At 69.1% G+C, this 24,161-nt stretch carries 15 protein-coding genes, 3 rRNA genes and 1 pseudogene; 10 read left to right on the top strand and 9 right to left on the bottom strand.

Annotated features, from left to right (window positions below; genetic code table 11):
• Positions 1–61 precede the first annotated feature (61 nt).
• Entirely contained in the window at positions 62–1,390 is a 1,329-nt protein-coding gene (locus ACN28A_RS15000; RefSeq protein WP_421395858.1) for a cation:proton antiporter, read from the top strand.
• 234 nt (positions 1,391–1,624) lie between these two features.
• Here the strand turns inward: ACN28A_RS15000 and ACN28A_RS15005 are convergent, their stop codons facing one another.
• The 4 genes and pseudogenes from ACN28A_RS15005 to ACN28A_RS15020 all read right to left on the bottom strand — a co-directional run.
• Positions 1,625–3,280: an ABC transporter permease gene (locus ACN28A_RS15005; RefSeq protein ID WP_421395859.1), complete on the bottom strand. Its 1,656-nt coding sequence runs from the start codon at positions 3,278–3,280 to the stop codon at positions 1,625–1,627.
• Positions 3,280–4,194 carry an ATP-binding cassette domain-containing protein gene (locus tag ACN28A_RS15010; protein ID WP_421395861.1) on the bottom strand — a complete coding sequence of 305 codons (915 nt, stop codon included), beginning with the start codon at positions 4,192–4,194 and terminating at the stop codon, positions 3,280–3,282. The genes ACN28A_RS15005 and ACN28A_RS15010 overlap by 1 nt, the downstream gene beginning before the upstream one ends.
• Before the next feature lie 99 nt (positions 4,195–4,293).
• Complete coding sequence (locus tag ACN28A_RS15015) at positions 4,294–4,719, bottom strand: hypothetical protein (RefSeq protein WP_421404400.1); 426 nt, start codon at positions 4,717–4,719, stop codon at positions 4,294–4,296.
• 78 nt (positions 4,720–4,797) lie between these two features.
• Positions 4,798–4,968, bottom strand: a pseudogene (locus ACN28A_RS15020) (helix-turn-helix domain-containing protein); the annotation flags it as partial.
• A 325-nt stretch (positions 4,969–5,293) separates the two neighbouring features.
• Here ACN28A_RS15020 and ACN28A_RS15025 point away from each other — a divergent pair.
• Positions 5,294–6,817, top strand: a complete 1,524-nt coding sequence (locus ACN28A_RS15025; RefSeq protein WP_421395863.1) for a non-reducing end alpha-L-arabinofuranosidase family hydrolase — start codon at positions 5,294–5,296, stop codon at positions 6,815–6,817.
• A 375-nt stretch (positions 6,818–7,192) separates the two neighbouring features.
• On the opposite strand, the gene ACN28A_RS15030 is transcribed toward ACN28A_RS15025, so the two are convergent.
• Positions 7,193–8,101, bottom strand: coding sequence for an acetyltransferase (locus ACN28A_RS15030; RefSeq protein WP_421395864.1), 909 nt, complete (start codon positions 8,099–8,101; stop codon positions 7,193–7,195).
• Positions 8,102–8,378: 277 nt separating this feature from the next.
• Complete coding sequence (locus tag ACN28A_RS15035) at positions 8,379–8,720, bottom strand: DUF952 domain-containing protein (protein WP_421395865.1); 342 nt, start codon at positions 8,718–8,720, stop codon at positions 8,379–8,381.
• Between the two features lie 91 nt (positions 8,721–8,811).
• On the opposite strand from ACN28A_RS15035, the gene ACN28A_RS15040 reads away from it, so the two are divergent.
• Together ACN28A_RS15040 and ACN28A_RS15045 are read left to right on the top strand one after the other, a co-directional pair.
• Positions 8,812–10,044 (top strand): cytochrome P450, encoded by a 1,233-nt coding sequence (locus ACN28A_RS15040; RefSeq protein WP_421395866.1) that lies wholly within the window; start codon positions 8,812–8,814, stop codon positions 10,042–10,044.
• Between the two features lie 222 nt (positions 10,045–10,266).
• Entirely contained in the window at positions 10,267–10,431 is a 165-nt protein-coding gene (locus tag ACN28A_RS15045) for a hypothetical protein (protein WP_421395868.1), read from the top strand.
• A 66-nt stretch (positions 10,432–10,497) separates the two neighbouring features.
• Here the strand turns inward: ACN28A_RS15045 and ACN28A_RS15050 are convergent, their stop codons facing one another.
• Complete coding sequence (locus tag ACN28A_RS15050; RefSeq protein WP_421395870.1) at positions 10,498–11,760, bottom strand: sodium:proton exchanger; 1,263 nt, start codon at positions 11,758–11,760, stop codon at positions 10,498–10,500.
• A 358-nt stretch (positions 11,761–12,118) separates the two neighbouring features.
• Here ACN28A_RS15050 and ACN28A_RS15055 point away from each other — a divergent pair, with 358 nt between their 5' ends.
• A complete protein-coding gene (locus ACN28A_RS15055) occupies positions 12,119–12,916 on the top strand; it encodes a putative protein N(5)-glutamine methyltransferase (RefSeq protein WP_421395871.1) in 798 nt (265 codons plus the stop codon).
• A gap of 47 nt (positions 12,917–12,963) precedes the next feature.
• Here the strand turns inward: ACN28A_RS15055 and ligA are convergent, their stop codons facing one another.
• Positions 12,964–15,438 (bottom strand): NAD-dependent DNA ligase LigA, encoded by a 2,475-nt coding sequence (gene ligA / locus ACN28A_RS15060; protein WP_421395873.1) that lies wholly within the window; start codon positions 15,436–15,438, stop codon positions 12,964–12,966.
• A gap of 389 nt (positions 15,439–15,827) precedes the next feature.
• Here ligA and ACN28A_RS15065 point away from each other — a divergent pair, with 389 nt between their 5' ends.
• The 5 genes from ACN28A_RS15065 to rrf all read left to right on the top strand — a co-directional run bounded on the left by ACN28A_RS15065 (position 15,828) and on the right by rrf (position 23,244).
• Positions 15,828–16,715 (top strand): DUF1996 domain-containing protein, encoded by an 888-nt coding sequence (locus ACN28A_RS15065; RefSeq protein WP_421395875.1) that lies wholly within the window; start codon positions 15,828–15,830, stop codon positions 16,713–16,715.
• 97 nt (positions 16,716–16,812) lie between these two features.
• The gene (locus ACN28A_RS15070; RefSeq protein WP_421395877.1) at positions 16,813–17,460 is read left to right on the top strand and encodes a DUF305 domain-containing protein; all 648 of its coding nucleotides are present in this window, start codon (positions 16,813–16,815) and stop codon (positions 17,458–17,460) included.
• 606 nt (positions 17,461–18,066) lie between these two features.
• Positions 18,067–19,583, top strand: a 16S ribosomal RNA gene (locus tag ACN28A_RS15075).
• Positions 19,584–19,920: 337 nt separating this feature from the next.
• Positions 19,921–23,033: ribosomal RNA gene (locus tag ACN28A_RS15080) — 23S ribosomal RNA — on the top strand.
• A 94-nt stretch (positions 23,034–23,127) separates the two neighbouring features.
• Positions 23,128–23,244, top strand: a 5S ribosomal RNA gene (gene rrf / locus ACN28A_RS15085).
• Together the 16S, 23S and 5S rRNA genes form the textbook arrangement of a ribosomal RNA operon.
• A 112-nt stretch (positions 23,245–23,356) precedes the next feature.
• Here rrf and ACN28A_RS15090 read toward each other — a convergent pair.
• Entirely contained in the window at positions 23,357–24,160 is an 804-nt protein-coding gene (locus tag ACN28A_RS15090; protein WP_421395879.1) for a S1 family peptidase, read from the bottom strand.
• Between the last annotated feature and the right edge of the window lies 1 nt (position 24,161).

The following is a 24,161-nucleotide window of genomic DNA, read 5'->3' on the forward strand; positions in this document are numbered from 1 at the left end:
TCGGTGTGCCGGGAAGTCTGGTCGGCGACATGATCACCATGCCGACGGGACGGAACACCGGATGTCACTGCTGCTGATCTTCGCCGTTGCGCTGCTGCTGGCGGTGCTGCTGTCCGCGCTCGCCCACCGCACGGTGCTGTCCACGGCGGTCCTGTTCCTGGTCGCGGGCTTCCTCGTCGGCGACGGCGTCTTCGGTCTCGTCCACGTGACCGCCCGGTCGCCGGAGGTGGCGACGCTGGCGGAACTTGCCCTCTTCGCGGTGCTGTTCACCGACGGCATGCGGGTCGGCTGGACCGACCTGCGTGCGGCGTGGCGGCTTCCCGGACGCGCGTTGGGTTGGGGGCTGCCGCTCACCCTGTTGATCACCGCCGTCCTCGCGCACTACGTCGCCGGCCTGAACTGGGTCGAGTCCCTGCTGGTCGGTGCGATCCTCGCCCCGACCGACCCGGTCTTCGCCGCCGCGCTGGTCGGGAACGAGCGGGTCCCCGGCCGGCTCCGGCATCTGCTCAACGTCGAGTCCGGGGTCAACGACGGACTGGCCCTGCCGTTCGTGGTGGTGCTGCTGGCCATCGCCGCGCACGAGGAGGACCTGCACCTGACGATGCTCGGCACCGAGCTGCTGCTGGGCATCGCCATCGGGATCGCGGTGCCGTGGGTCGCGATCCGGCTGGAACGCACCCGTTGGTTCGCCGTCTCCCCGCAGTACCTTCCGCTCAACGCCGTCGCGATCGGCCTGCTCGTCCTCGCCCTGGGCAAGGCCAGCCACGCCAACCTGTTCCTCGCCGCGTTCGCCGCCGGCATCACCGTAGCCACGGTCGGCCGACAGCAGCGGGAGGCGTTCGAGCACTTCGGCGAACTGGTGGCCGAGATCCTCAAACTCGCCGCGCTGCTGGTGTTCGGCGCGCTGCTGTCGCCGGCGTTCTTCGCCGACGTCTCCTGGACCGGTTGGCTGTTCGCGATCCTGGCCCTGGTCGTGGCCCGCCCGGTGGCGCTCTGGATCTCGTTCCTCGGCGCCAGACTCGACCTCCGCGAGCAACTGGCCGCCATGTGGTTCGGACCGAAGGGCTTCGCCTCGGTCGTCTACGGCCTGCTTCTGCTGGCCTCCGGGATCGCGGGAGCCGAGCAGACGTTCGCGCTCGTCGCCCTCACGATCGTGTTGAGCATCCTCCTGCACTCCTCGACCGACGTGGTCGTCGCGCGTGGCTTCGACCCGGATCTGCTGCCTGCCTGGCAGCAACGCCTGGAGACGCGGGGCCGCCGGCTGATCCGCAGGCGCTCCAACCACCCGACCAGGAGCCGGACCCGCCGGGGGACCGACCGGCCGCCGGGGACCGACCGGCCCTCGGGGACCGACCGGCCCTCGGGGACCGACCGGCCCTCGGGGGACTGACCGGCCCTCGGGCGGTCGACCGCCCCGACCGGGCGGCTGACGGTTCGCCGGGCGATCGACCGCGCGCCGGGCGCCGGACCGGCGCCCGGAACCACGGCGGGTCCTCGGCCGCCGGCCGGCGAGCCGCGCGGACAGCGGTGGCGGAGGCGGCGGATCGCCACCCGCCGCCTTCGCCAAAGTCACACCCCCGCTGCCCGAGGTGACCCTCGGCCCGTCGAGGCCCCGCTCGGTCGGTCAGGCCGTGCTGGACAGGTCGCGCCTGCGGAAGGCGGCCACCGCGGCCTGGGTCACCGCGGCGGCGAACACGGTCAGCACGAGTACGGCGGCGACGCTGACCCCGTCGAGCGGGTACTCCCCGATGTGCTCGAACGGCGACAGGCGTACGGCGCCGGCGGGGATGTCGAGGATCGGGGCGAAGAAGCCGACGAGCATTGCGTAGCCGGGGACCGCCCAGATCGCCGGCAGTGCCCGTGGCACGGCCGCGTACAGTCCTGCGGCGGCGGCGAGGACCAGCCAGACCGCCGGAGTGTGCGCCAGGTGGCCGACAACGAGATCGCCGACGAGCCCGGCGTCACCGGTGCTGACCGCCGCGCCGACCCCCATCCCCGCGCCCGCGACGAACAGCAGCCACGGTACGCCGGCGGCGGTGACGGCGAGGTGGCTGCCGATCCAGGCCCGGCGGCCGACAGCCGTGGCGAGTACCGGCTCGGCGCGGCCGTCGGTCTCCTCGGCGCGCAACGCGTGTACGGCGAGTACGGCGAAGATCGTGACGGTGAAGGCCATGGTCAGGCCCATCAGGCCGAGGAAGCCGGCCAGCAGGTCAGCGGAGCCGCCCATCACCGCCACCAGGTCCTCGGGTGCGTTCGCGAAGCCGTCCAGCATCGGCTGGGTGAACGATCCGTAGGCGAGGCCGCTGACGAGCAGGGCGGCGCTCCAGCCGATCAGGCTGGCCCGCTGCAACCGGAAGGCGAGCGCGAGCGGGCCGGCCAGCCAGCCGGCGGCGCGGGGCGAACCCGGGCGGGGCGGGAGCAGGCCCGCGCCGAAGTCCCGGCGTGTCGACAGCGTGTACCCGACGGCGGCGGTGACCGCCGTGAACGCCAGCGAGATCACCAGCGGCCACCAGCGGTCGTGGACGTACGGTGCGGTCTGCTGGGACCAGCCGAGCGGTGACAGCCAGGACAGCCATGCCGGGCCGCTGCCCTGGACCGCCGCCATGTCGCCGAGGCCGCGCAGCAGGAAGGCGGCGCCGAGGACGGCACCGGCGAGGCCGGCGGAGGCCCGGGGGTACTCCGACACCTGGGCGGTGACCGTGGCGATGCCCGCGAAGGCCAGCGCCACGGCTCCGATGGAGAGGCCGAACAGCAGGGAGCCGCCGGCGTCGTACCCGTTGCCGGCCATCACCGCACCGACCAGCAGCGCGACGAGCACACCCATCAGGGCGGTGAGCAGCAGTGCGGCGGTGAGCTGGGCGTGCCGGCCCACCACGTTGGCGCGGACCAGTTCGGCCCGGCCGGTGCGTTCCTCGGCCCGGGTGTGCCGCACGACGGTGAGCAGTCCCATCAGCCCGGCGCCGAGCAGCATGTAGAGCCCGTACTGGCCGGCGAGGAACCGTTCGACGGTCAGCTCGTCGTACCCGAATCCGGGCCCGCCGAACAGCGCGCCCACCGGACTGTCGGAGAACGCGGTCAGCCCCTCCAGGTCCTCCGGGCTCTGGCTGACGCTGTTCAGGGCGGCGGAGTAGTAGACCATCATCAGGGTCAGTCCGAGGACCCAGCCGGGGAACCGGATCCGGTCGCGTCGCAGCATGAACCGGAGCAGGCTGCCGGTCCCGGTGAACAGCGTCCCGGGTGCGGCGGGGTGTGCGGGGTGGTCGGCGGTCCTGGTGGTCATCACGCCACCTCCGGCTCACGGTCGTGGCCGAGCCGGTCGTCGTAGTGGCGCAGCAGCAACTGCTCCAGGGTCGGCGGCCGGGCGGTCAACCCGTGCACACCCAGCTCGCCCAGCTGCCGTACCACTGTCGGAAGATGCTCGCCGTCGACCTCGAAGTGGAGGTGGCCGTCCTCGACCCGCAACCGGTGTACGCCGGCCAGCCCGGCGAGCACGTCGGCCGGCCGGTCGACGGTCGCCTCCACCGAGGTACGGGTCAGGTGTCGCAGCTCGGCCAGCGAGCCGGTCTCGACGATCCGGCCCTGTCGGATGATCGAGATCTGGTCGGCGAGGACCTCGACCTGGGCGAGGATGTGACTGGACAGCAGGACGGTGCGGCCGGTCGCCTTGACCTCGCGGATGCACTCCTGGAACACCGCTTCCATCAGCGGGTCCAGTCCGGCGGTCGGCTCGTCGAGCAGGAGTAGCTCGACGTCGCTGGCCAGCGCCGCGATCAGGGCGACCTTCTGCCGGTTGCCCTTGGAGTAGGTCCGGCCCTTCCGGCTCGGGTCCAGGTCGAACCGTTGGCACAGCTCGTCGCGGCGGACCGGGTCGGTGCCGCCGCGCAGCCGGGCGAACAGGTCGATCGCCTCACCGCCGGTGAGGTTGGGCCACAGCTCGACGTCGCCGGGTACGTAGGCCAGCCGGCGGTGCAGCGGTACCGCGTCCTTCCACGGGTCGTGACCGAGCATGCGGGCCTGTCCGGCGTCCGCGCGCAGCAGTCCGAGCAGGATCCGGATGGTGGTGGACTTTCCGGCGCCGTTCGGGCCGAGGAAGCCGTGCACCTGGCCGGTCTCGACGGACAGGTCGAGGCCGTCGAGCGCCCTCACCCGGCCGAAGGACTTTTCGAGTTGGTGGATGTCGATGGCAGCAGTCATTGTGGTACGTCCCGTTCGAGGCAGGCCCAGGGAAGCGCCCTGGGCAACGTGTCGTCGGAAGGTGCGGGAGAGAGCACCCCAGCGGGGTGTGTGTGGTGACTAGCGGGCGGCGTCGGCCGCGGCACTCTCCGGCGGATCCGGGACGTACATCAGGTAGTCGTCGAGCATCGACCGGTCGACGAGCAGTCCCTGGGCGAAGAGCTCCAGGGCGGGCAGCGTGATCTCCTGCACGTAGTGGCGGAACAGCGTGCGGAACGACTCGGGTCCGGCGGTCGCGCCCTGGGTGGTGAACCACAGCAACGCGCCACCCGTCGCCTGGTAGGCCAGGTATCGGGCCCGGGCGGCCCGGTCACGGCTGGGCCGGACCACCCCGGCCGCCTCCCCGGCGGCCAGGTATTCCCCGGCGTCCGCGATCATCTGCTCGATCAGGGCGGCCGCCAGCTCGCCGCCGGCCTGGAGACTGCGCAGCAGATAGCGCACCACCGGCGCGAACCGTTCGACCTCGGCGAGCTGGGCCAGGAACATCGACGCGGTGCCGTCGGTGAGCGTCTTCGTCTTCTGTTCCCGGACGACCGCCAGCACCTGCTCGTCACAGGCGCGACGCAGGCCGTCCTTCGAGCCGAAGTGGTGCACCACCAGGCCGGCGGTGACGCCCGCGTCCGCGGCGATGGCCCGCAGCCCGACCCGGAAGCCGTCCCGGCCGAACCGCTCGACGGCGGCGTCGCGGATCCGGTCCGCGGTGGCGAGGTCGCCGTCCCGCGCACCGGAAACCATGTCGGCCGATGCCACAGCACTACGTTAAACACTCGTTCAATCGACCGCAAGCCCGGAAGCTCGTGAAGCCGGAGCGGCACGACTTGACGAACGTCATGTTATCGCTCACAGTCGATGTTCAAGGACGACGATGCGTTGGTTCACCGGGCGAGCCTGCGTCGTCGGGCCCTTGCTCGGGCGTTATGGCGAGGGCACGCGGAACACCTTGTTAGCGCTCACACTAGCGACGCAGGTGCTCGCCATGCGTCGCGGTCGATCCGTCGCCGCCGCGTCCTCGGCAGGTGGCGGGTCGGCCGTTCGGCTTCTGGTCATCTCGAGGAGGATCATGTCTGCCTTCGGTGGGTCTCCATCGACCGCGCCGCCACTGCGGCGACGCGGGTACTTGAAACGGGTCGTCGCCGTCGGCGCGGCGACGGTGCTGCTCGGCGGTGCCGTCGCGGTGGTGGCGTCGACACCCGCCGCAGCCGCGACGGTCGACACGAACGCGTGGTATGTGCTGGTCAACCGGAACAGTGGCAAGGCGTTGGACGTCTACAACCTGGCCACCAACGACGGTGCGCGGATCACGCAGTGGGCCAGGAACAACGGCAACCAGCAGCAGTGGCAGTTCGTGGACTCCGGTGGTGGTTACTACCGGGTGAAGTCGCGGCTGTCGGGCAAGGTGCTGGACGTCTACAACTTCTCCACGGCGAACGGCGCGAACATCGTGCAGTGGGCCGACGGCAACGGGACCAACCAGCAGTTCCGGCTGGCCGACTCCGACGGCGGTTACGTGCGGCTGGTCAACCGGAACAGCAACAAGGTGGTGGAGGTGCAGGGCGCCTCGACGGCCGACGGTGGCAACATCGTGCAGTACGACGACTGGAACGGTGCCAACCAGCAGTGGCAGCTCGTCCGGGTCGACGGCGGAGGAACCCCCACCACGCCGCCGCCGGGTGGTACGTGCAACCTGCCGTCGTCGTACCGGTGGTCGTCGACCGGCGCCCTGGCCCAGCCGAGGTCGGGCTGGGTGTCGCTGAAGGACTTCACCCACGCCCCCTACAACGGCCAGCACCTCGTCTACGCCACCACCCACGACACCGGCACCTCGTGGGGCTCGATGAACTTCGGCCTGTTCTCCAACTGGAACCAGATGGGCTCGGCCAGCCAGAACGCGATGCCGTTCTCCGCCGTGGCGCCGTCGCTGTTCTACTTCGCCCCCCGCAACATCTGGGTGCTCGCCTACCAGTGGGGTGGACCCGCGTTCTCCTACCGGACCTCCACCAACCCCACGAACGTCAACAGCTGGTCGGCACACCAGACCCTGTCGACCGCGAGCATCTCCAACTCCGGGACCGGGCCGATCGACCAGGCCCTCATCGGCGACGACCAGAACATGTACCTCTTCTTCGCCGGTGACAACGGCCGCATCTACCGCTCCAGCATGCCGATCGGGAACTTCCCCGGCAGCTTCGGCTCGAACTACACCACGATCATGACCGACTCCACCAACAACCTCTTCGAAGCCGTCCAGGTCTACAAACTCCAGGGCCAACAGCGCTACCTGATGATCGTCGAAGCGATCGGCGCACAGGGCCGCTACTTCCGCTCCTTCACCGCCACCAGCCTCGGCGGCTCCTGGACCCCGAACGCCACCACCGAGAGCAACCCCTTCGCCGGCAAAGCCAACAGCGGCGCCACCTGGACCAACGACATCAGCCACGGCGAACTGATCCGCACCAACGCCGACCAGACCATGACCGTCGACCCCTGCAACCTCCAACTCCTCTACCAGGGACGCTCCCCCAACTCCGGCGGCGACTACGGCCTGCTGCCCTACCGCCCCGGACTCCTCACCCTGCAACGCTGACCACCCCACCAACACCCAACCGACCCACGATCCGACCGACGGGTTCGGGAGCGACAGGGCGGGCTCGGCACCAGCCGAGCCCGCCCTGCCCGGTGCGGTGGAGGTCCGGCTGGACGGCGGCCGGACCTTCCAGGCCAGCCTGCGGTCCGGCTGGTGGGCGGGCCTGGTGGCCGGGGCCGGAGGGCGGCGAGGTGGACCGTCTGACGGTGCTGGTGCACACCTCCGCCGGGACCGCCGGCTACCGCCCTTCCGAACTGCCCTGACCCGGTCCGGCCGCGGCGGCCCCAGCCCGGGCGCCGCAGCCGGACCGTCGCTGTTCGATCGTCTGCGGCGGGCCGCCCATGCCCGGGCGCCGCAGCCGGCCCGATCAGCCGATCAGGTGCCGCACCGACCACCCGTCTGCTCCGGTACGAACACCACCCGGGAGCGCAACTGCCGGAACCCGGTCCGCTCCAGTTCGGCCAGTACGCGTACCCGATGTGCGTCCACGTCCGCGACCACCTCGTGCGCGCCGCCGTCGGCCAGCACCCGTACCGCCTCGGCCAGCAGCTCGGCCAGGGCTGCCTCGTCGAGCAGGCCGAGATAGGCGATGAGCGGATAGCAGGCGTCGCCGGCCGTGCCGACCAGCCCGACCGGCTCCCCGGCCCGCAGCGCGATCCGCCACGCTCCGGCCGAGCGGCCCAGCCAGGCCAGCGGGTCGGTGGCCAGGTCGACTCCGTGGACCGCGCGGGCGACCTCCCTGCCGGTAAGCACCTCCGGATCCGCGACCCGGGCCACCAGTGCGTCGATCTCCGCCGGTCCGGCGGCGGGCCGGAAGGTGTACCGCCCGGACGGCGTCGGCAGCGGAGTACCCGTCCACGAGCAGCGCAGCCGCTCTCCCCGCTCGACCAGCCCGGCGAGCCGGGCCGCCGCCATCGGCGCCTCGGCGACGGCCAGCACCTCCGGCCGGCGGCGCCAGTGTGCCGGCAGGGCGGCGTAGTAGGTCCGGGGACCGCCGAACGCCCGGTGCGCGGCGCGCAGCAGCGTGGCGCCCACCTCCGGCTCGGCGGCCAGGTCGAACCGTTCCAGCCACGGCTCACCGACGGCACCGGGCGGCAGGCACCAGGCGGCCCGGCCGACCACCCGGCCGCCGCGCAGGGCCACCCAGGTGTGCTCGGGACGGTAGCCGCCGCCGGCCAGCCCTTCGGCGTAGCCGAACTGGCGCAGTTGGGGCAGCGGATCGGGCATCGAGTCGAACAGACTTTCCTCACCCGCGACGAGCGGGCGGACGACCAGATCGGTCATGGGACGATCCTCCAGAGCTGGGCGCCCCGGGTCAGATCCGCGTGGACGCCGGGGCGCGGAGGGGGCGCAGAACATCGGACACGTTCTGACCTCCTTCCGGCTCGTCGGCGTACCGGGAACGTAGGCGGCGGTCCTTGCCCGCCGCAACGGAATAATCCGTCCGGCTCCCGGTCCGGCATCCCGGCAGGGCCCGGCGGCGGGAGACCGGTAGAGGATCTGGCTGCGTGACCAGGACCGGGTGGGTCAGGCGGCTGCTCCGGCCGTCCGGTGAGCCGGGTCAGCCGGGCGGCAACACGAACCGACCGTCGGCGGTCCGGGCCAGGGGTGCCACCTCCACCACCGCGTCCAGGTTGAGCGGGCCGTAGATGTGCGGGAAGACGATTCCCGGCGCGACCTCGTCGTCGCGCACCGGGCTGGCGAGTCGGTCGGGGTCGATGCGGAGCAGCAGCAGCGGACCGGCGTCGGAGTACGCCGCCTCGGCCACCCCGAGCACCTGACCGCGCCGGGAGGCGTGGATGAACCCCTCTTCGGCAAGGCTCCGGCCCCGGGTGGAGACCCGGTAGTCCCCGGCGACCTGTGCCGCCGCCCAGTCCGCCTCCTCGGCGATATGAAAGATCACTTCGAGACTGTACCGATCCTGACCAGCCCGTACGACTCTTCCGCCGGTTTGGGTCCTGTTTAGTCCTGGTCTGCCCGGGCATCAAGGGCAGATGCCTCCGCGTCCCGCCCTGCTCGCCGACAACACGCTGCGGCTCGCTGTCGAGGGTTACGGCTGGTTGCCCAACCTCCGCCGCCGCGAGCGGGCCGAGACCGTCCAGACCCGGCTGCTCGGACAGCGCGCGGTGGCGCTCTGCGGTCCGGACGCGGCCCGGTTCTTCTACGACGAGGAGCACGTCCGGCGGCACGGGGCGATCCCGGGGCCGGTGCAGGCCACGCTCTTCGGCCGCCGTGCGGTGCACACCCTGGACGGCGCCGCCCACCGGCACCGTAAGGCGATCTTCACCTCGCTGCTCACCCCCGAGGCAGTCGTCAACCTCCAGCGGTACGCGAGCGCCGCCTGGGACGAGACGGTCGCTGGCTGGCCCTCCTGGCAGCCCGTCGTACTCTTCGACGAGGTCAGCCGGGTGCTCACCCGGGCCGTCTGCCGGTGGGTGGGCGTGCCGCTGGCCGAGTCGGAGGTCGACGGGATGGCCGCCGACATGGTGACGCTGGTGGACGGCTTCGGCACCCTCGGTCCCCGGCACTGGCGGGCCCGGCAGGCGCGCGGCCGGCGGGAGCGCTGGCTGGCCGAGTTGGTCGACCAGGTCCGGGCGGGACGGCGGAGTGTCGACGCCGGCTCGGCGGTCGAGGCGATCGCCCACTACCGGGGAGTCGACGGCGAGCGGCTCGACTCCCGGCTGGCCGCCGTGGAGATCCTCAACCTGGTCCGGCCGACGGTGGCGGTGAGCTGGTTCGTCGCCTTCGCCGCGCACGCCCTGCACCGCTGGCCGGAACTCCGGCCCCGGCTGCGCTCCGGCAGCGCGGACTACCTCACCGCGTTCGGGCACGAGGTCCGGCGCTTCTATCCGTTCGCGCCGTTCGTCGCCGGACATGCCGTCCGGGACCTCAGCTGGCAGGACGTACCCATCCCGGCCGGCTCGCTGGTGATCCTCGACCTGTACGGCCAGGACCACTCGGCCCGGTTGTGGCCGGACCCGTACACCTTCGACCCGGAGCGGTTCGTCGGCCGGGAGATCGGCGCCTTCGAGCTGGTGCCGCAGGGCGGCGGTGATCCGCGTACCGGCCACCGCTGTCCGGGCGAGACGACGACGGTGGCCCTGCTGAGCGCGCTCACCGGCCGGCTCGCCGAGCTGGACTACCACGTGCCGGAGCAGGATCTCCGGATCTCGCTGAGCCGGGTGCCGACCCGGCCACGCAGCGGCTTCGTCCTGATCCGGGGCTGACCGTCCGCGTTCGCGGCCGGGACCTGCTGCGGTGACCGGCCGCGGTGCGGCGACCGGAACCCGGTGCGGCGACCGCCTTCCCGCGCCTGACCGGGGGCGGTGCGGTGACCGGGGTGGTCGGCCGACGCTGCGGTTTGCCGGTCACGATCGGGGGAAGCCGGCCCGTGGAGGATGGCGCCGAGTCGCGGTGCCCCTCGTCGGCGGAACTAGGGAGGCTTCGAGATGGGTGATCGGGACGAACTTCACGACCTGCGCCAACGCGCTCACGAGGCAGGCATCCAGGGCAGCTCGAAGATGACCGAGAAGCAGCTGCGGGACGCGTTGAAGAAAACGGGCAAGGGAACCGAACCGATGGTCGCCAAGCAGGAGGCCAAGGGCTACCTGTAGGGACCTGTAGGCCGAACCCGGGTACGGCCGGCGGCGGGGACCCGCCACGGGCCGTACCCGCAGGTGTCATCCGCGTCTGCTCACCCCGGGCCCGGACGGTGGCCCGGTTGTTGACGGCCCGGTTCGGGCCCGGCCGGTCGGCCAGGTCGCCCGCAGCAGGGCGGGCAGTTCCCGGCGCTGCCGGAACAGCAGGATCCCGGCCAGCACCACGTACGCGACCGCGACGCCGTACCGGACCGTCTGGGTGGGCAGGGCGAACTGCACCGCGAAGAGCAGGAACAGCGTCGCCGCCTCGACCCGGGAGATCCGCAGGTCGGCCAGGACCGCCACGCCGAGCAGGGTCTGCGCGGCGGTGAGGTAGAGCTCCTCGGTCTGCCGCGCGTCGAGGGCCAGCCCGGCGAACTCCCCGCCGCCGAGATAGAAGGCGATCGGCAGGCAGGCGATCAGCAGGGTCCACTGGTTGAGCTTCGCCGCAAGCAGCGCACCCAGCCCGTCGTCGGCCCGGCCGCGCAGTGCGAAGGCGATCGCCACGATCACCTCGGGTGCTTCCGACGCGACCGGGGCGAGCCACTGGACCAGTAGGAACTCGTCGATGCCGAGCGACTTGCCGGCCTCGACGAGGGACCTGCCGAACGGCTCGGCCGAGCTGAGGATCACCACTCCCGCCGTGACGAAGAGGGCCGCAACGGTCAGCCGGCGGCGTACGGCCGGCGCCTGTGCCAGGGTGGCGGCCACCCCGACCAGGGCTTCCTCGGCGTGCTCGGTACGCCCGACCCGGGAGAGGTAGAGCGCGAACAGGGCGGCCAGCACGATGCTGTCGTACCAGGCCAACCGCCCGGTCACCGGGATCACCAGGGCGTAGCCGGTGGCGATCAGCAGGTACACGGTCTCCGTCCGGCGGTGTGCGGAGAGACTCACTCCGGTGCGGTCACCGCGCTGCCGCCGGCGGCGTACCGCCCAGATGGCGAAGAAGACCAGCAGGGGCCAGGCGACCCCGATCAGCAGGCGGTTCGCCCCGGTCATGTTCGCCAGGGCGAACGCCGCGAACGTGGGATCGGAGCTGGCGGCGAAGGCGAAGTAGATGTCGATCGCGTATTCCGGCAGTACCGCCACCAGGGCGAGCAGCGCCAGCGCCAGACTTCCCGGCAGGTCGACCCGGGCCACTTCGGAGGCCCACATCAACAGGGCGACCGCCGCGAGCACCGCCACGCCGAAGACCGCCATGCCGGCGACGGCCGGCAGGTCGACGCCGGAGAGCCGCATCGCCACCGCCGGTACGGCGGCCAGTACGGCGAGGCTGACCCGGGTCGCCACTGTCCGGGCGGACACCGTGACATCGAGTCCCACCCGCACGTCGTCGCCACCCCCACCCGGGGTCGAGCCTGCCTGGGCCGAGCTGCCCGGGTCGCGCCTGCGCCCGGGGCCGAATCGCCTGGGATCGAGCCTGCCGGACCGGATCGGCGGCAGGGGCGGAATCGGCCAGATGACACCGCTCCGCGCCCGCCGGCCCACCCGCCGGCCTGGTCCTGGGGTACCTTGTGGGCCTCGCGCCGCGCGATCCGAGGAGGTGGGACCGATTTCCGTGTCGATCGGCCGGGTGCTCCCGCCCCGGGCTCCGGCGTGCCTTTCCGGGTACGCCGGCTCCCGGTAGCCGAGGGGCGCCCGCAGGCGTTCCGAAGGGCTGTACGTGTTCACCTTCCACTCCACCCAGATATCCACCCCGGATCGTGCGGATGTCGTCCGCCGGCTCCGGGCCGCCGGTTGCGTCTTCGCCGAGGACGAGGCCGGGATCCTGACCAGCGCCGCGGGGAGCCCGGCCGAGCTGCTGGCCATGGTCGAGCGGCGGGTCGGCGGGTTGCCGCTGGAGCACATCGTCGGCTGGGTCGACTTCTGCGGTCTGCGCGTCGCGGTCGACCCGGGGGTCTTCGTGCCGCGCCGACGTACCGAACTGCTGGTCCGCCGGGCCGCCGGGCTGGCCCGACCCGGCGCGACAGTGCTCGACCTGGCCTGTGGCTGCGGAGCGATCGGGCTGGCGGTCGCGACGCTTGTCGGCGACGTCGGGCTGTACGCGGTGGACATCGAACCGGCCGCCGTCCGCTGCGCCCGGCGCAACCTCGCGCCGCTCGGCGGCCGGGTCTACGCCGGGGATCTCTACCAGCCACTCCCTCCCCGGCTGCGCGGCCGGGTCGACGTGCTGGTGGCGAACGTGCCGTACGTGCCGAGCGAGGCGGTCGAGCTGTTGCCGCCGGAGGCCCGGCTGCACGAGCCGCTGGTGGCGCTGGACGGCGGGCGCGACGGCCTCGACGTGCTCCGCCGGGTGGCCGCCGGGGCGCCGGACTGGCTCGCCCCCGGCGGCCACCTGTTGCTGGAGACCAGTTCGGCCCAGGCCGGTGTGGCCGCAGCCGCGCTGACCGAAGCCGGACTCGGCACGGTGGTGGTCGGCGACGACGACCTCCCGGCGACCGTGGTGATCGGCCGCCGCTGACCGTCCCTGCCGCTGACCGCCGCCGCTGACGACGGCGTCGGCGAGGCTCAGCCGGCCACGCCGGTCGGCTGCGCCTCGCCGGCGGGCGGAGTCCCGTCGGCCGGTCGCGCCGCATCAGCCGGTTGTGCCTCGCCGACTGGTTGTGCCACGTCGGCGGGTTGTGCCTCGCCGACTGGTTGTGCCGCGTCGGCCGGCTGTGCCCCGCCCCCCGCTACGGCCAGGATCTCGGTGATCGTGGTCGCGTCACCGGCGGCGTGTGCGGCGAGCAGTTCGGCGAAGCGCTCCGCCGGCATCACCCGTACGCCCAGCCCGGCGGCCTTCTCCGCCTTGCTGCCGGCACCCTCGCCGACGACCACCAGGTCGGTCCGCTTGGAAACCGACCCGGACGACTTGCCGCCGAGCCGTTCGACCGCCTCGTTGCCCTCGTTGCGGGTCAACCCGGGCACGGAACCGGTGACCACGACCGTCATCGGGCTGCCGTCGGGCCGCCGCAGCGGCAACGCACTCGCCGTCGGCACGTCCGGGTCGCCGTCACCGGTCGCCGCCGGACCGGGCGCTCCGGGCTCGGTCATGTTGACCCCGCGGGCGGCGAGCTTCTCGACGACCGGAGCGAGTTCGACAAGCTCCGCCGCGATGGTGACGGCCCGCTCCGGGCCGACGCCGTCGACGTCCTGGAGGTCGGTGACGGAGGCGGCCAGCAGTGCCTCCATCGTGCCGAAGTGCCGGGCCAGCCGGCGGGACATCGACCGGCCGGTCATCCGTACGCCGAGGCCGGTGAGGACCCGGGAGAGCGGCTGGCGCTTCGACGCCTCGATGTTGGCGACGAGTTTGCGGGCCGAGGTCTCGCCCAGCCGCTCCAGGGTGGCCAGCGTGGCGGGGTCGAGGTCGTAGAGGTCGGCCGGGTCGGTGACCATGCCGGCGCTGACCAGCAGATCGATGATCTTGCTGCCCAGCCCCTCGATGTCCATCGAGTCCCGGGCCGCGTAGTAGGAGAGCGACTCGCGGGCACCGCAGGCCCGGCCCTGCGTGCAGCGCCACCGCTTCTGCGAGCGGTCGATCTCGCCGTCGCAGCGCGGGCACCGGGCCGGCGGCTCGTACGCCGTGGAGTCCGCCGGCCGCTCGTCGAGCTTGGCGCCGGTGATCTCGGGGATCACGTCACCGGCGCGCCTGACGAAGACGGTGTCGCCGGCCCGGACGTTGCGGCGGACCAGGTCCTCGAAGTTGTGCAGCGTGGCCGAGGTGACCGTGACGCCACCGACCTGCACCGGAGCGAGTACGGCGACCGGGGTGATCACGCCGGTCCGGCCGACCTGCACCTCGATCGAGAGCAGGGTGGTGGTGCGGGTGTCGGCGGGGAACTTGTAGGCGACGCCCCAGCGGGGTGCCCGGGTGCCCGACCCGGCCAGTTCGCGGTCGGCCGGATGATCGGCCTTGATCACCGCGCCGTCGATGCCGAAGCCCAGCTCGCCCCGGCGCGCGTAGAGGGTCTCCACCACGGCGAGCACCTCCTGCACGGTGGTGCAGAGCGGCATCCCGACCGGCGAACCGGCGGTGGTCGCGACGCCGAGACTCTCGACGTACGCCATGGTGGCCGAGTGTGGGCGGGGCTCGGTCTCCCCGTCGGCGCCGTCGAGGCCGTGTACGGCGTAGCCGAGGAACGACAGCGGAGCATCGTACGCCCGGTCCTGGGCCCGCAGTGTGCCCGCCGCGGCGCTGCGCGGATGTGCGAACGGCGGCTCGCCGTGCCCGGTGCGCATCTCCTGGGCCCTGGCGAAGTCGGCGTCGGTCATGTAGACCTCGCCCCGGATCTCCAGGGTCAGCGGTTCGGCGAGCCGCTCCGGCAGCCCGGTCGCCCGGCGGGCCTGCGGCGTCACGTCCTCGCCGGCCAGCCCGTCGCCCCGGGTGGCGACCTGGGTGAGCCGGCCGTCGACGTAGCGGGCGGCGATGGCCAGCCCGTCGATTTTGGGTTCGACGGTGTAGCCGGCGGCGGGACGGCCGAGCAGCTTGTCCAGCCGGGCCGCCCAGCGGGCCAGTTCCTCCCCGCCGAAGACGTTGTCGAGGCTGAGCATCGGAACGCTGTGCACGACGTCGCCGACCAGCCCGGCTCCGGCCGCCACCAACTCGCTGGGCGAATCGTCGAGCTTCCAGTCCGGCTGGGCGGTCTCGGTGGCGACGACCCTGGCCAGCAACCCGTCGTAGCTGGCGTCGTCCATCGCCAGGTCCGCGCCGTTGTAGTAGGCGGCGGCGGCCGACCGGATCTCGGCGATCGCCGTCTGGTAGGCCGACCGGTCCGGGAAGGGCCGCGCCAGCGCCGAGTCGACCACCGGCTCGCCGGCTGGCTGCACCGGCGCGACGGCCGCCTCGACGGAACCCTCGGCAGTGCCGACGGAACCCTCGGCAGTGCCGGCGGGATCGTCGGCCGCGTCCACCGGCTCGACGGCCGCGTCCGCCGGACCGCCTCCGCCGCCACCCGGTTGCTCGGGCCGCTCGTCGGTTGCCGTCCCCACTGCCTCGTGCGCCACGAAGTCCCCCTCCCGTCAGGCCCGCAAGCTCGGCGTTCAGCCTAGAGACCGGGTACGACGAAGCGCGCCCACGGCCACCGCCGCACCCGGAGCCCACCGCACCCGGAGCCCGCCGCACTCTCGAACTCCACCGGACCGCGCACTCCGCGGTACGTCCGGACTTCACCGGACCCCGGAGTCCCGACTCCGGACTCCGGACTCCGCCACCATCCGACGCTCGGGCGGAAGTATTGACAGATCTCGACGGCGAGCCCAAGCTTGTAGTACCGGAGAGAGCGCTCTCTGGCATCTCGAACGGGGGCAGACCACCACCCTCCGGCCAGCGGTCTCCGACGCCTACGGCGGCGGCGCCGGATCCTCCGCTGCCCGCTCACCCGCTAGGAGTGCCCATGGAAAGGGCCGTACCCCTGTCCGCGCCGCGCCGCCGGCTGAGGATCGTGTCGCTGTTCGTCGCGCTGTTCGCCCTGCTCGGCGGCTATGCCGTGGTCGAGCGGGCGGAGCCGGCACAGGCCCGGGTCGTCCGGGTCGCCGAGTTCCTGGCCGACTGCCCGTACAGCCACCGGCTGCCGGACGACCCGATCATCTTCCCGGGCCTGCCCGGCGCCTCGCACATGCACAGCTTCTTCGGCGCGACGACCACGAACGCGTACACCAATCTCGCCGACCTGCTGAACTCCAACACCACCTGCAACCCCCGGGTCGACGTCTCGTCGTACTGGGTGCCCACGTTCTACGCGGACAACGTCCCGGTGGAGCCGACGATCGTCACGTTCTACTACCTCGGCGAGGGGGTGCGCAGCGACATCGTCGCCAACACCCAGCCCCTGCCGCTGGGCCTGCGGATCGTCGCCGGCAACGCCAGGGCGACCGGCCCGGACTCGACCACCATCTCCCGGTGGTCCTGCCTGCACGCGGGGCACGTCGGCGCGTCCAAGGACTTCGTCAACTGTCCCGCCGGCACGATGATCGAGTCGTACCTCGACTTCCCGCAGTGCTGGAACGGCCGGGACCTCGACTCGCCGGACCACAAGAGCCACATGGCGTACCCGGTCAACCAGGCCTGCCCGCCCAGCCACCCCGTCGCGGTGCCGAAGCTGCGCCAGGTGCTGCGGTATCCGGTGAACGGCGATCCGGCCCGGTTCCGGCTCGCCTCCGGCGGCGGGTTCACCATGCACGGTGACTTCTTCAACGCCTGGCCCGAGGCGGAGATGCTCCGCCGGGTCCGGGACTGCATCCGCCCGGTGATCAAGTGCGGCGCGGACGGCCGCCCGAGCTGATCACGGGCCGCCTCGGTGGGTCCGGCCGGTCCGGTCCGGGCCCACCGAGGCGGAGGGCGAGCGGGGCGCGGACAGCGACCTGGGAAGGGAACCGGAGATGAGACGCCGCGCCGCCCCGGACACCGCCGCGCTGCTCGTCGCGGTCCTGCTGGCCGGCGGCTGCGCCGGCTCCGCCGCACCACCTTCCCCGGGCCCGGGTACGCCCGCCAGCGCGGCCCCGGCCACCCCCGGGTATCCGCCCGACCCGTCGGGTACGTCCGGAGCACCATCCGAGGCCGGCGCACCGGGTCCGGCCGCCCCGTTCAACAGCACCGACGTCGCCTGGCTGCAACTGAACATCGCCATGCACGAACGGGTGATGCCCCTGCTGGACCTGGTGCCGCGGCGTACCGCAGACCCGGATGTACGCAGTCTCGCCGCTCGGATCCGGCAGAGCCACCGCGTCGATCTCGACCGGTCCGTGCGGTTGCTGGACCGCTCCGGCGCGCCGAAGACCAACCCGCACGAGGGGCATGACATGCCCGGCATGGTCACCGCCGCCGAGCTGGCCGCACTCGGCCGCGCACCCGAGGCGGAGTTCCGCCGTCTCCTCGGCGTACACCTGACTGCGCACCTGGAGCAGTCCGTACGGATCGCCGGTGCCGAGCAGCGTGCCGGCGCGGATTCCGAGACGACCGCGCTGGCCGGTGCGATCGTCCGGACCGGAACCGCCTACCTGGGTCAGCTCGCCCGACTCCCGGACTGAGAACCGTCACGCGGGCCGACCGGACCGGTGCCACGGCCCGACCGTTCCGGTGCGGCTGTCGCGGCTCCGGCGCTCGGTGTCCGGCTGGTCGGTGCTGTCCCGCAGCTCGGCCGTTCGCGGGAAGCACGAGCCGCGACAGGACCGGCCGATGTCGGCGATTCCGACAATCCGCCTTTAGTGCTACAACTTATGTTCGGGCCACCCCGATTTGGCGTTGGCGGCCCGGCCGTGTAACTTTCTCTCCCGGCAGGGCACCGGGCAAGACCGCGAAGCAACACTGCGGCGGCCGGCCTGCCGAACCCCGAACGATCGCGGCGGTAGCCCGTCGCGTCCGTGCGGGTGCACGACGGCTGGACGAAGCATGACAAACCGGGAGACACCGGTTTGACGAGGCAGAAACAGTCGGGTAAAGTACAACAAGTGCCTGACGGAAACGGCGGGCGCGGGACGAAATGCCCCGGGTGGCGGTCCGGTTGGACTGGTTGTTCGGTGTGTGGTTGTTCTTTGAGAACTCAACAGGGTGCTTGATAAGCCAGTGCCAAATGTTTGTTTGTTTGGCAGCAAGTGTTTTTGTTGTTGCCGGGTTATTCGGATTTTCCATGGTTTTTGTTGGAGAGTTTGATCCTGGCTCAGGACGAACGCTGGCGGCGTGCTTAACACATGCAAGTCGAGCGGAAAGGCCCTTCGGGGTACTCGAGCGGCGAACGGGTGAGTAACACGTGAGTAACCTGCCTCAGGCTTTGGGATAACCCTCGGAAACGGGGGCTAATACCGGATATGACCTTCGGCCGCATGGTTGGGGGTGGAAAGTTTTTCGGCCTGGGATGGGCTCGCGGCCTATCAGCTTGTTGGTGGGGTGATGGCCTACCAAGGCGACGACGGGTAGCCGGCCTGAGAGGGCGACCGGCCACACTGGGACTGAGACACGGCCCAGACTCCTACGGGAGGCAGCAGTGGGGAATATTGCACAATGGGCGGAAGCCTGATGCAGCGACGCCGTGTGAGGGATGACGGCCTTCGGGTTGTAAACCTCTTTCAGCAGGGACGAAGCGGAAGTGACGGTACCTGCAGAAGAAGCGCCGGCCAACTACGTGCCAGCAGCCGCGGTAAGACGTAGGGCGCGAGCGTTGTCCGGATTTATTGGGCGTAAAGAGCTCGTAGGCGGCTTGTCGCGTCGACTGTGAAAACCCACGGCTCAACTGTGGGCTTGCAGCCGATACGGGCAGGCTAGAGTTCGGTAGGGGAGACTGGAATTCCTGGTGTAGCGGTGAAATGCGCAGATATCAGGAGGAACACCGGTGGCGAAGGCGGGTCTCTGGGCCGATACTGACGCTGAGGAGCGAAAGCGTGGGGAGCGAACAGGATTAGATACCCTGGTAGTCCACGCTGTAAACGTTGGGCGCTAGGTGTGGGGGGCCTCTCCGGTTCTCTGTGCCGCAGCTAACGCATTAAGCGCCCCGCCTGGGGAGTACGGCCGCAAGGCTAAAACTCAAAGGAATTGACGGGGGCCCGCACAAGCGGCGGAGCATGCGGATTAATTCGATGCAACGCGAAGAACCTTACCTGGGTTTGACATGGCCGCAAAACCTGCAGAGATGTGGGGTCCTTCGGGGGCGGTCACAGGTGGTGCATGGCTGTCGTCAGCTCGTGTCGTGAGATGTTGGGTTAAGTCCCGCAACGAGCGCAACCCTTGTTCGATGTTGCCAGCACGTTATGGTGGGGACTCATCGAAGACTGCCGGGGTCAACTCGGAGGAAGGTGGGGATGACGTCAAGTCATCATGCCCCTTATGTCCAGGGCTTCACGCATGCTACAATGGCCGGTACAATGGGCTGCGATACCGTGAGGTGGAGCGAATCCCAAAAAGCCGGTCTCAGTTCGGATCGGGGTCTGCAACTCGACCCCGTGAAGTCGGAGTCGCTAGTAATCGCAGATCAGCAACGCTGCGGTGAATACGTTCCCGGGCCTTGTACACACCGCCCGTCACGTCACGAAAGTCGGCAACACCCGAAGCCCATGGCCTAACCCCTTGTGGGAGGGAGTGGTCGAAGGTGGGGCTGGCGATTGGGACGAAGTCGTAACAAGGTAGCCGTACCGGAAGGTGCGGCTGGATCACCTCCTTTCTAAGGAGCACCATCCGTCGAAGGACGGTATGGAGCCCGCGTCGCCCGGATGTGGTGGCGGGGTGCTCGTTGGCGGAGACACTGGCGAAGTTCACGGCTGGCAACGGCTGACCATGGCGAGTACGGCCCTTCGGGGTGTGGAAAGTTCGGGTTGGTGCGGCTGGTGGTGGGTGTAGAGCATCCTGTTGGGTCCTGAGGGAACAACCGTGTGGTTGTTGTCTTGTGCCAGGCGCGCCTGGCCCCGCATACGGTCGGACGTGGTTCCGGGTTGGTGTGGGGTGGTGGGTGTGGGTTGGTCGTTTGTTGAGAATTGCACAGTGGACGCGAGCATCTTTGTGGTCAAGTTGTCAAGGGCGGACGGTGGATGCCTTGGCACCAGGAGCCGATGAAGGACGTGGGAGGCCGCGATAGGCCTGGGGGAGCTGTCAACCGAGCTGTGATCCCAGGGTGTCCGAATGGGGTAACCTGGCACCAGTCATGTGGTGTCACCTGCACCTGAATTCATAGGGTGTGTGGAGGGAACGCGGGGAAGTGAAACATCTCAGTACCCGTAGGAAGAGAAAACAATAGTGATTCCGTGAGTAGTGGCGAGCGAAAGCGGATGTAGGCTAAACCGGTTGCGTGTGATACCTGTCAGGGGTTGCGTGGTCGGGGTTGTGGGACCTCATGGGGGAAGCTGACACTTTCCCGGAGAGTTATAAATACCAGGTGTTAGCTGAATGGTGTGGAAAAGCCAACCGTAGGCGGTGATAGTCCGGTAGGTGAAAGCATCTGGTCTTTCTTGTGGGTGTTCCCGAGTAGCGGCGGACTCCTGAAATCTGCCGTGAATCTGCCAGGACCACCTGGTAAGCCTAAATACTTCCTGGTGACCGATAGCGGACGAGTACCGTGAGGGAATGGTGAAAAGTACCCCGGGAGGGGAGTGAAATAGTACCTGAAACCGTTCGCCTACAATCCGTCGGAGCCTGCTTTTGTGGGTGACGGCGTGCCTTTTGAAGAATGAGCCTGCGAGTTAGTGGCATGTGGCGAGGTTAACCCGTGTGGGGTAGCCGTAGCGAAAGCGAGTCTTAATAGGGCGTGTAGTCGCGTGTTCTAGACCCGAAGCGGGGTGATCTAGCCATGGGCAGGCTGAAGCGTGGGTAAGACCGCGTGGAGGGCCGAACCCACCAACGTTGAAAAGTTGGGGGATGACCTGTGGTTAGGGGTGAAAGGCCAATCAAACTCCGTGATAGCTGGTTCTCCCCGAAATGCATTTAGGTGCAGCGTCGTGTGTTTCTTGCCGGAGGTAGAGCACTGGATGGTCTAGGGGCCCTACAAGGTTACTGAAATCAGCCAAACTCCGAATGCCGGTAAGTGAGAGCGCGGCAGTGAGACTGCGGGGGATAAGCTTCGTAGTCGAGAGGGAAACAGCCCAGATCGCCAGCTAAGGCCCCTAAGCGTGTGCTAAGTGGAAAAGGATGTGGGGTCGCATAGACAACCAGGAGGTTGGCTTAGAAGCAGCCATCCTTTAAAGAGTGCGTAATAGCTCACTGGTCAAGTGGTTCCGCGCCGACAATGTAGCGGGGCTCAAGTACACCGCCGAAGCTGTGGCATTCACATATTAACTCGGTGATGTCTTCGGATGTCATCCAGGTGTGTGGGTGGGTAGGGGAGCGTCGTGCCGGGGGTGAAGCAGCGGGGTGACCTAGTTGTGGACGCGGCACGAGTGAGAATGCAGGCATGAGTAGCGAAAGAAGGGTGAGAAACCCTTCCGCCGGATGACCAAGGGTTCCAGGGCCAGGTTAATCCGCCCTGGGTGAGTCGGGGCCTAAGGCGAGGCCGAGAGGCGTAGTCGATGGATAACGGGTTGATATTCCCGTACCCGTGTAGGAGCGCCCGTGATGAACCTCGTTGTGCTAACCATCCGAGCCTGTGGCGGTCTTCGGACCAAGACAGGGGAGCGTGGGAACCTGGCGGGTAGTAGTCAAGCGATGGGGTGACGCAGGAAGGTAGCTGAGCCCGGCCGGTGGTTGTGCCGGGGTAAGCGTGTAGGCCGGTGTGTAGGTAAATCCGCACACCATGTGGCTGAGACGTGATGCCGAGCCGATTCAGGTGAAGTCAGTGATCCTATGCTGCCGAGAAAAGCCTCTAGCGAGTTCCGAGCGGCCCGTACCCTAAACCGACACAGGTGGTCAGGTAGAGAATACCGAGGCGATCGGGTGAACTGTGGTTAAGGAACTCGGCAAATTGCCCCCGTAACTTAGGGAGAAGGGGGGCCGGAGACGTGAAGCCACTTGCTGGTGGAGCGTTGTATGGCCGCAGAGAGCAGGGGGAAGCGACTGTTTACTAAAAACACAGGTCCATGCGAAGAAGTAATTCGATGTATATGGACTGACGCCTGCCCGGTGCTGGAACGTTAAGGGGACCGGTTAGTTCCTTTTGGGGCGAAGCTGAGAACTTAAGCGCCAGTAAACGGCGGTGGTAACTATAACCATCCTAAGGTAGCGAAATTCCTTGTCGGGTAAGTTCCGACCTGCACGAATGGCGTAACGACTTCCCCACTGTCTCAACCACAGGCCCGGCGAAATTGCAGTACGAGTAAAGATGCTCGTTACGCGCGGCAGGACGGAAAGACCCCGGGACCTTTACTATAGCTTGACATTGGTATCTGAATTAGCTTGTGTAGGATAGGTGGGAGCCGGTGAAGCTTGCACGCCAGTGTAGGTGGAGGCAATCTTGAAATACCACTCTGGTTGGTTTGGGTATCTAACTTCGGGCCCTTATCGGGTTCAGGGACAGTGTCTGGTGGGTAGTTTAACTGGGGCGGTTGCCTCCTAAAATGTAACGGAGGCGCCCAAAGGTTCCCTCAGCCTGGTTGGCAATCAGGTGTTGAGTGTAAGTGTATAAGGGAGCTTGACTGTGAGACTGACGGGTCGAGCAGGGACGAAAGTCGGGACTAGTGATCCGGCACTTGCGTGTGGAAGCGGTGTCGCTCAACGGATAAAAGGTACCCCGGGGATAACAGGCTGATCTTCCCCAAGAGTCCATATCGACGGGATGGTTTGGCACCTCGATGTCGGCTCGTCGCATCCTGGGGCTGTAGCAGGTCCCAAGGGTTGGGCTGTTCGCCCATTAAAGCGGTACGCGAGCTGGGTTTAGAACGTCGTGAGACAGTTCGGTCCCTATCCGCCGTGCGCGTAGGATACTTGAGAAGGGCTGTCCCTAGTACGAGAGGACCGGGACGGACGAACCTCTGGTGTGCCAGTTGTCCCGCCAGGGGCACGGCTGGTTGGCTACGTTCGGGAGGGATAACCGCTGAAAGCATCTAAGCGGGAAGCCTGCTTCAAGATGAGGTATCCCACCCCGTTTGGGGGTAAGGCTCCCAGTGAGACGACTGGGTTGATAGGCCGGAGATGTAAGCCAGGTAACTGGTTGAGTTGACCGGTACTAATAGGCCGAGGACTTGACTACAAAGCTGCTACGCGTCCACTGTGTGATTCACAGCAAACGAACGACGGTTTGCCCTGCGTGTGGGTGGGGTTGTTGTTTGTGTTGTTGATAGGGTTACGGCGGTTATGGCGGAAGGGAAACGCCCGGTTACATTCCGAACCCGGAAGCTAAGCCTTCCAGCGCTGATGGTACTGCACTCGGGAGGGTGTGGGAGAGTAAGACACCGCCGGACATCTTTACAGGAGTGGCGCCACCCGGTTACGGGCGGCGCCACTCCTGTTTTCAGTTCTCGGCGCCTGCGCGAGGGCTGGTCGGTCCCACGGTTCCGACCACACCCCGTCCGGTCACCCGCCCAGGCTGGCCGCCGCCGAGGCGATCGCCGAGGAGAAGTAGCTGACCTGGGTGTAGACGCCAGGATAGTTCGGCCGCGCACATCCGTTACCCCAGCTGACGATGCCGACCTGGACCAGGCCGCTGCCGCCCTGCCGGAACATCGGGCCACCCGAATCGCCCTGGCAGGTGTCGACACCACCGGAGAGGTAGCCGGCACAGATCTCCTCGGCCGCGATGACGGCACCGCGGTAGGCGGAGGCACCGTTGCAGACCGAGTCGCTGACGAACGGCACATCGGCCTTCATCAGGTACCGCTGCTGCCCTCCGCCCTCCCGGGTGGCACCCCAGCCGGCGACGGTGAACGTACCGCTGTCGTAGGTGGTGGAGGTGGCGATCGGCAGGGTGCCGAGCCCGTTGACCGGGCTGGCCAGCCGGATCAGCGCCCAGTCGTCTCCGTTGCCGTTGTAGCCGGGTGCCCGGTACACGTAGTTGGAGCGGACCTGGATCCGGCTCGACGACTGGAGGTCGACCACGCCGAGCGTGGCGGTGATGCTGCTGTTGCTTCCGGTGCGCCCGACGCAGTGCGCGGCGGTGAGCACCAGTCGCGGACTGTAGAGGGAACCGCCGCAGCCCATCGAGAGCCGGACCATGAACGGGAACTCGCCCTGCGCGGCGCGGGTGCCGCCGACGACGAAGGGTGTGACGTCGGTGTTCTCCGGTGCGGCGCTGGCCGGTGCGGCCAGGGTGACGCCGCCGGCCGTTGCCGCGACGAACGCGACGGCGGCCAGGCGGGTGAGGGTGCGCCAACGAGCCATG

Source organism: Plantactinospora sp. WMMB782, assembly GCF_049179135.1.
GTDB lineage: Bacteria > Actinomycetota > Actinomycetes > Mycobacteriales > Micromonosporaceae > Plantactinospora.

Excerpts from the sequence above, each read along its gene's own strand:
- ACN28A_RS15045 (WP_421395868.1), top strand. The coding sequence starts at position 10,267 with ATGGGTGATCGGGACGAACTTCACGACCTGCGCCAACGCGCTCACGAG.
- ACN28A_RS15040 (WP_421395866.1), top strand. The coding sequence starts at position 8,812 with ATGCCTCCGCGTCCCGCCCTGCTCGCCGACAACACGCTGCGGCTCGCT.
- ACN28A_RS15030 (WP_421395864.1), bottom strand. The coding sequence starts at position 8,101 with ATGACCGATCTGGTCGTCCGCCCGCTCGTCGCGGGTGAGGAAAGTCTG.
- ACN28A_RS15090 (WP_421395879.1), bottom strand. The coding sequence starts at position 24,160 with ATGGCTCGTTGGCGCACCCTCACCCGCCTGGCCGCCGTCGCGTTCGTC.
- ACN28A_RS15000 (WP_421395858.1), top strand. The coding sequence starts at position 62 with ATGTCACTGCTGCTGATCTTCGCCGTTGCGCTGCTGCTGGCGGTGCTG.
- ACN28A_RS15010 (WP_421395861.1), bottom strand. The coding sequence starts at position 4,194 with ATGACTGCTGCCATCGACATCCACCAACTCGAAAAGTCCTTCGGCCGG.
- ACN28A_RS15025 (WP_421395863.1), top strand. The coding sequence starts at position 5,294 with ATGTCTGCCTTCGGTGGGTCTCCATCGACCGCGCCGCCACTGCGGCGA.
- ACN28A_RS15070 (WP_421395877.1), top strand. The coding sequence starts at position 16,813 with ATGAGACGCCGCGCCGCCCCGGACACCGCCGCGCTGCTCGTCGCGGTC.
- ACN28A_RS15005 (WP_421395859.1), bottom strand. The coding sequence starts at position 3,280 with ATGACCACCAGGACCGCCGACCACCCCGCACACCCCGCCGCACCCGGG.
- ACN28A_RS15015 (WP_421404400.1), bottom strand. The coding sequence starts at position 4,719 with ATGTTCCTGGCCCAGCTCGCCGAGGTCGAACGGTTCGCGCCGGTGGTG.
- ACN28A_RS15065 (WP_421395875.1), top strand. The coding sequence starts at position 15,828 with ATGGAAAGGGCCGTACCCCTGTCCGCGCCGCGCCGCCGGCTGAGGATC.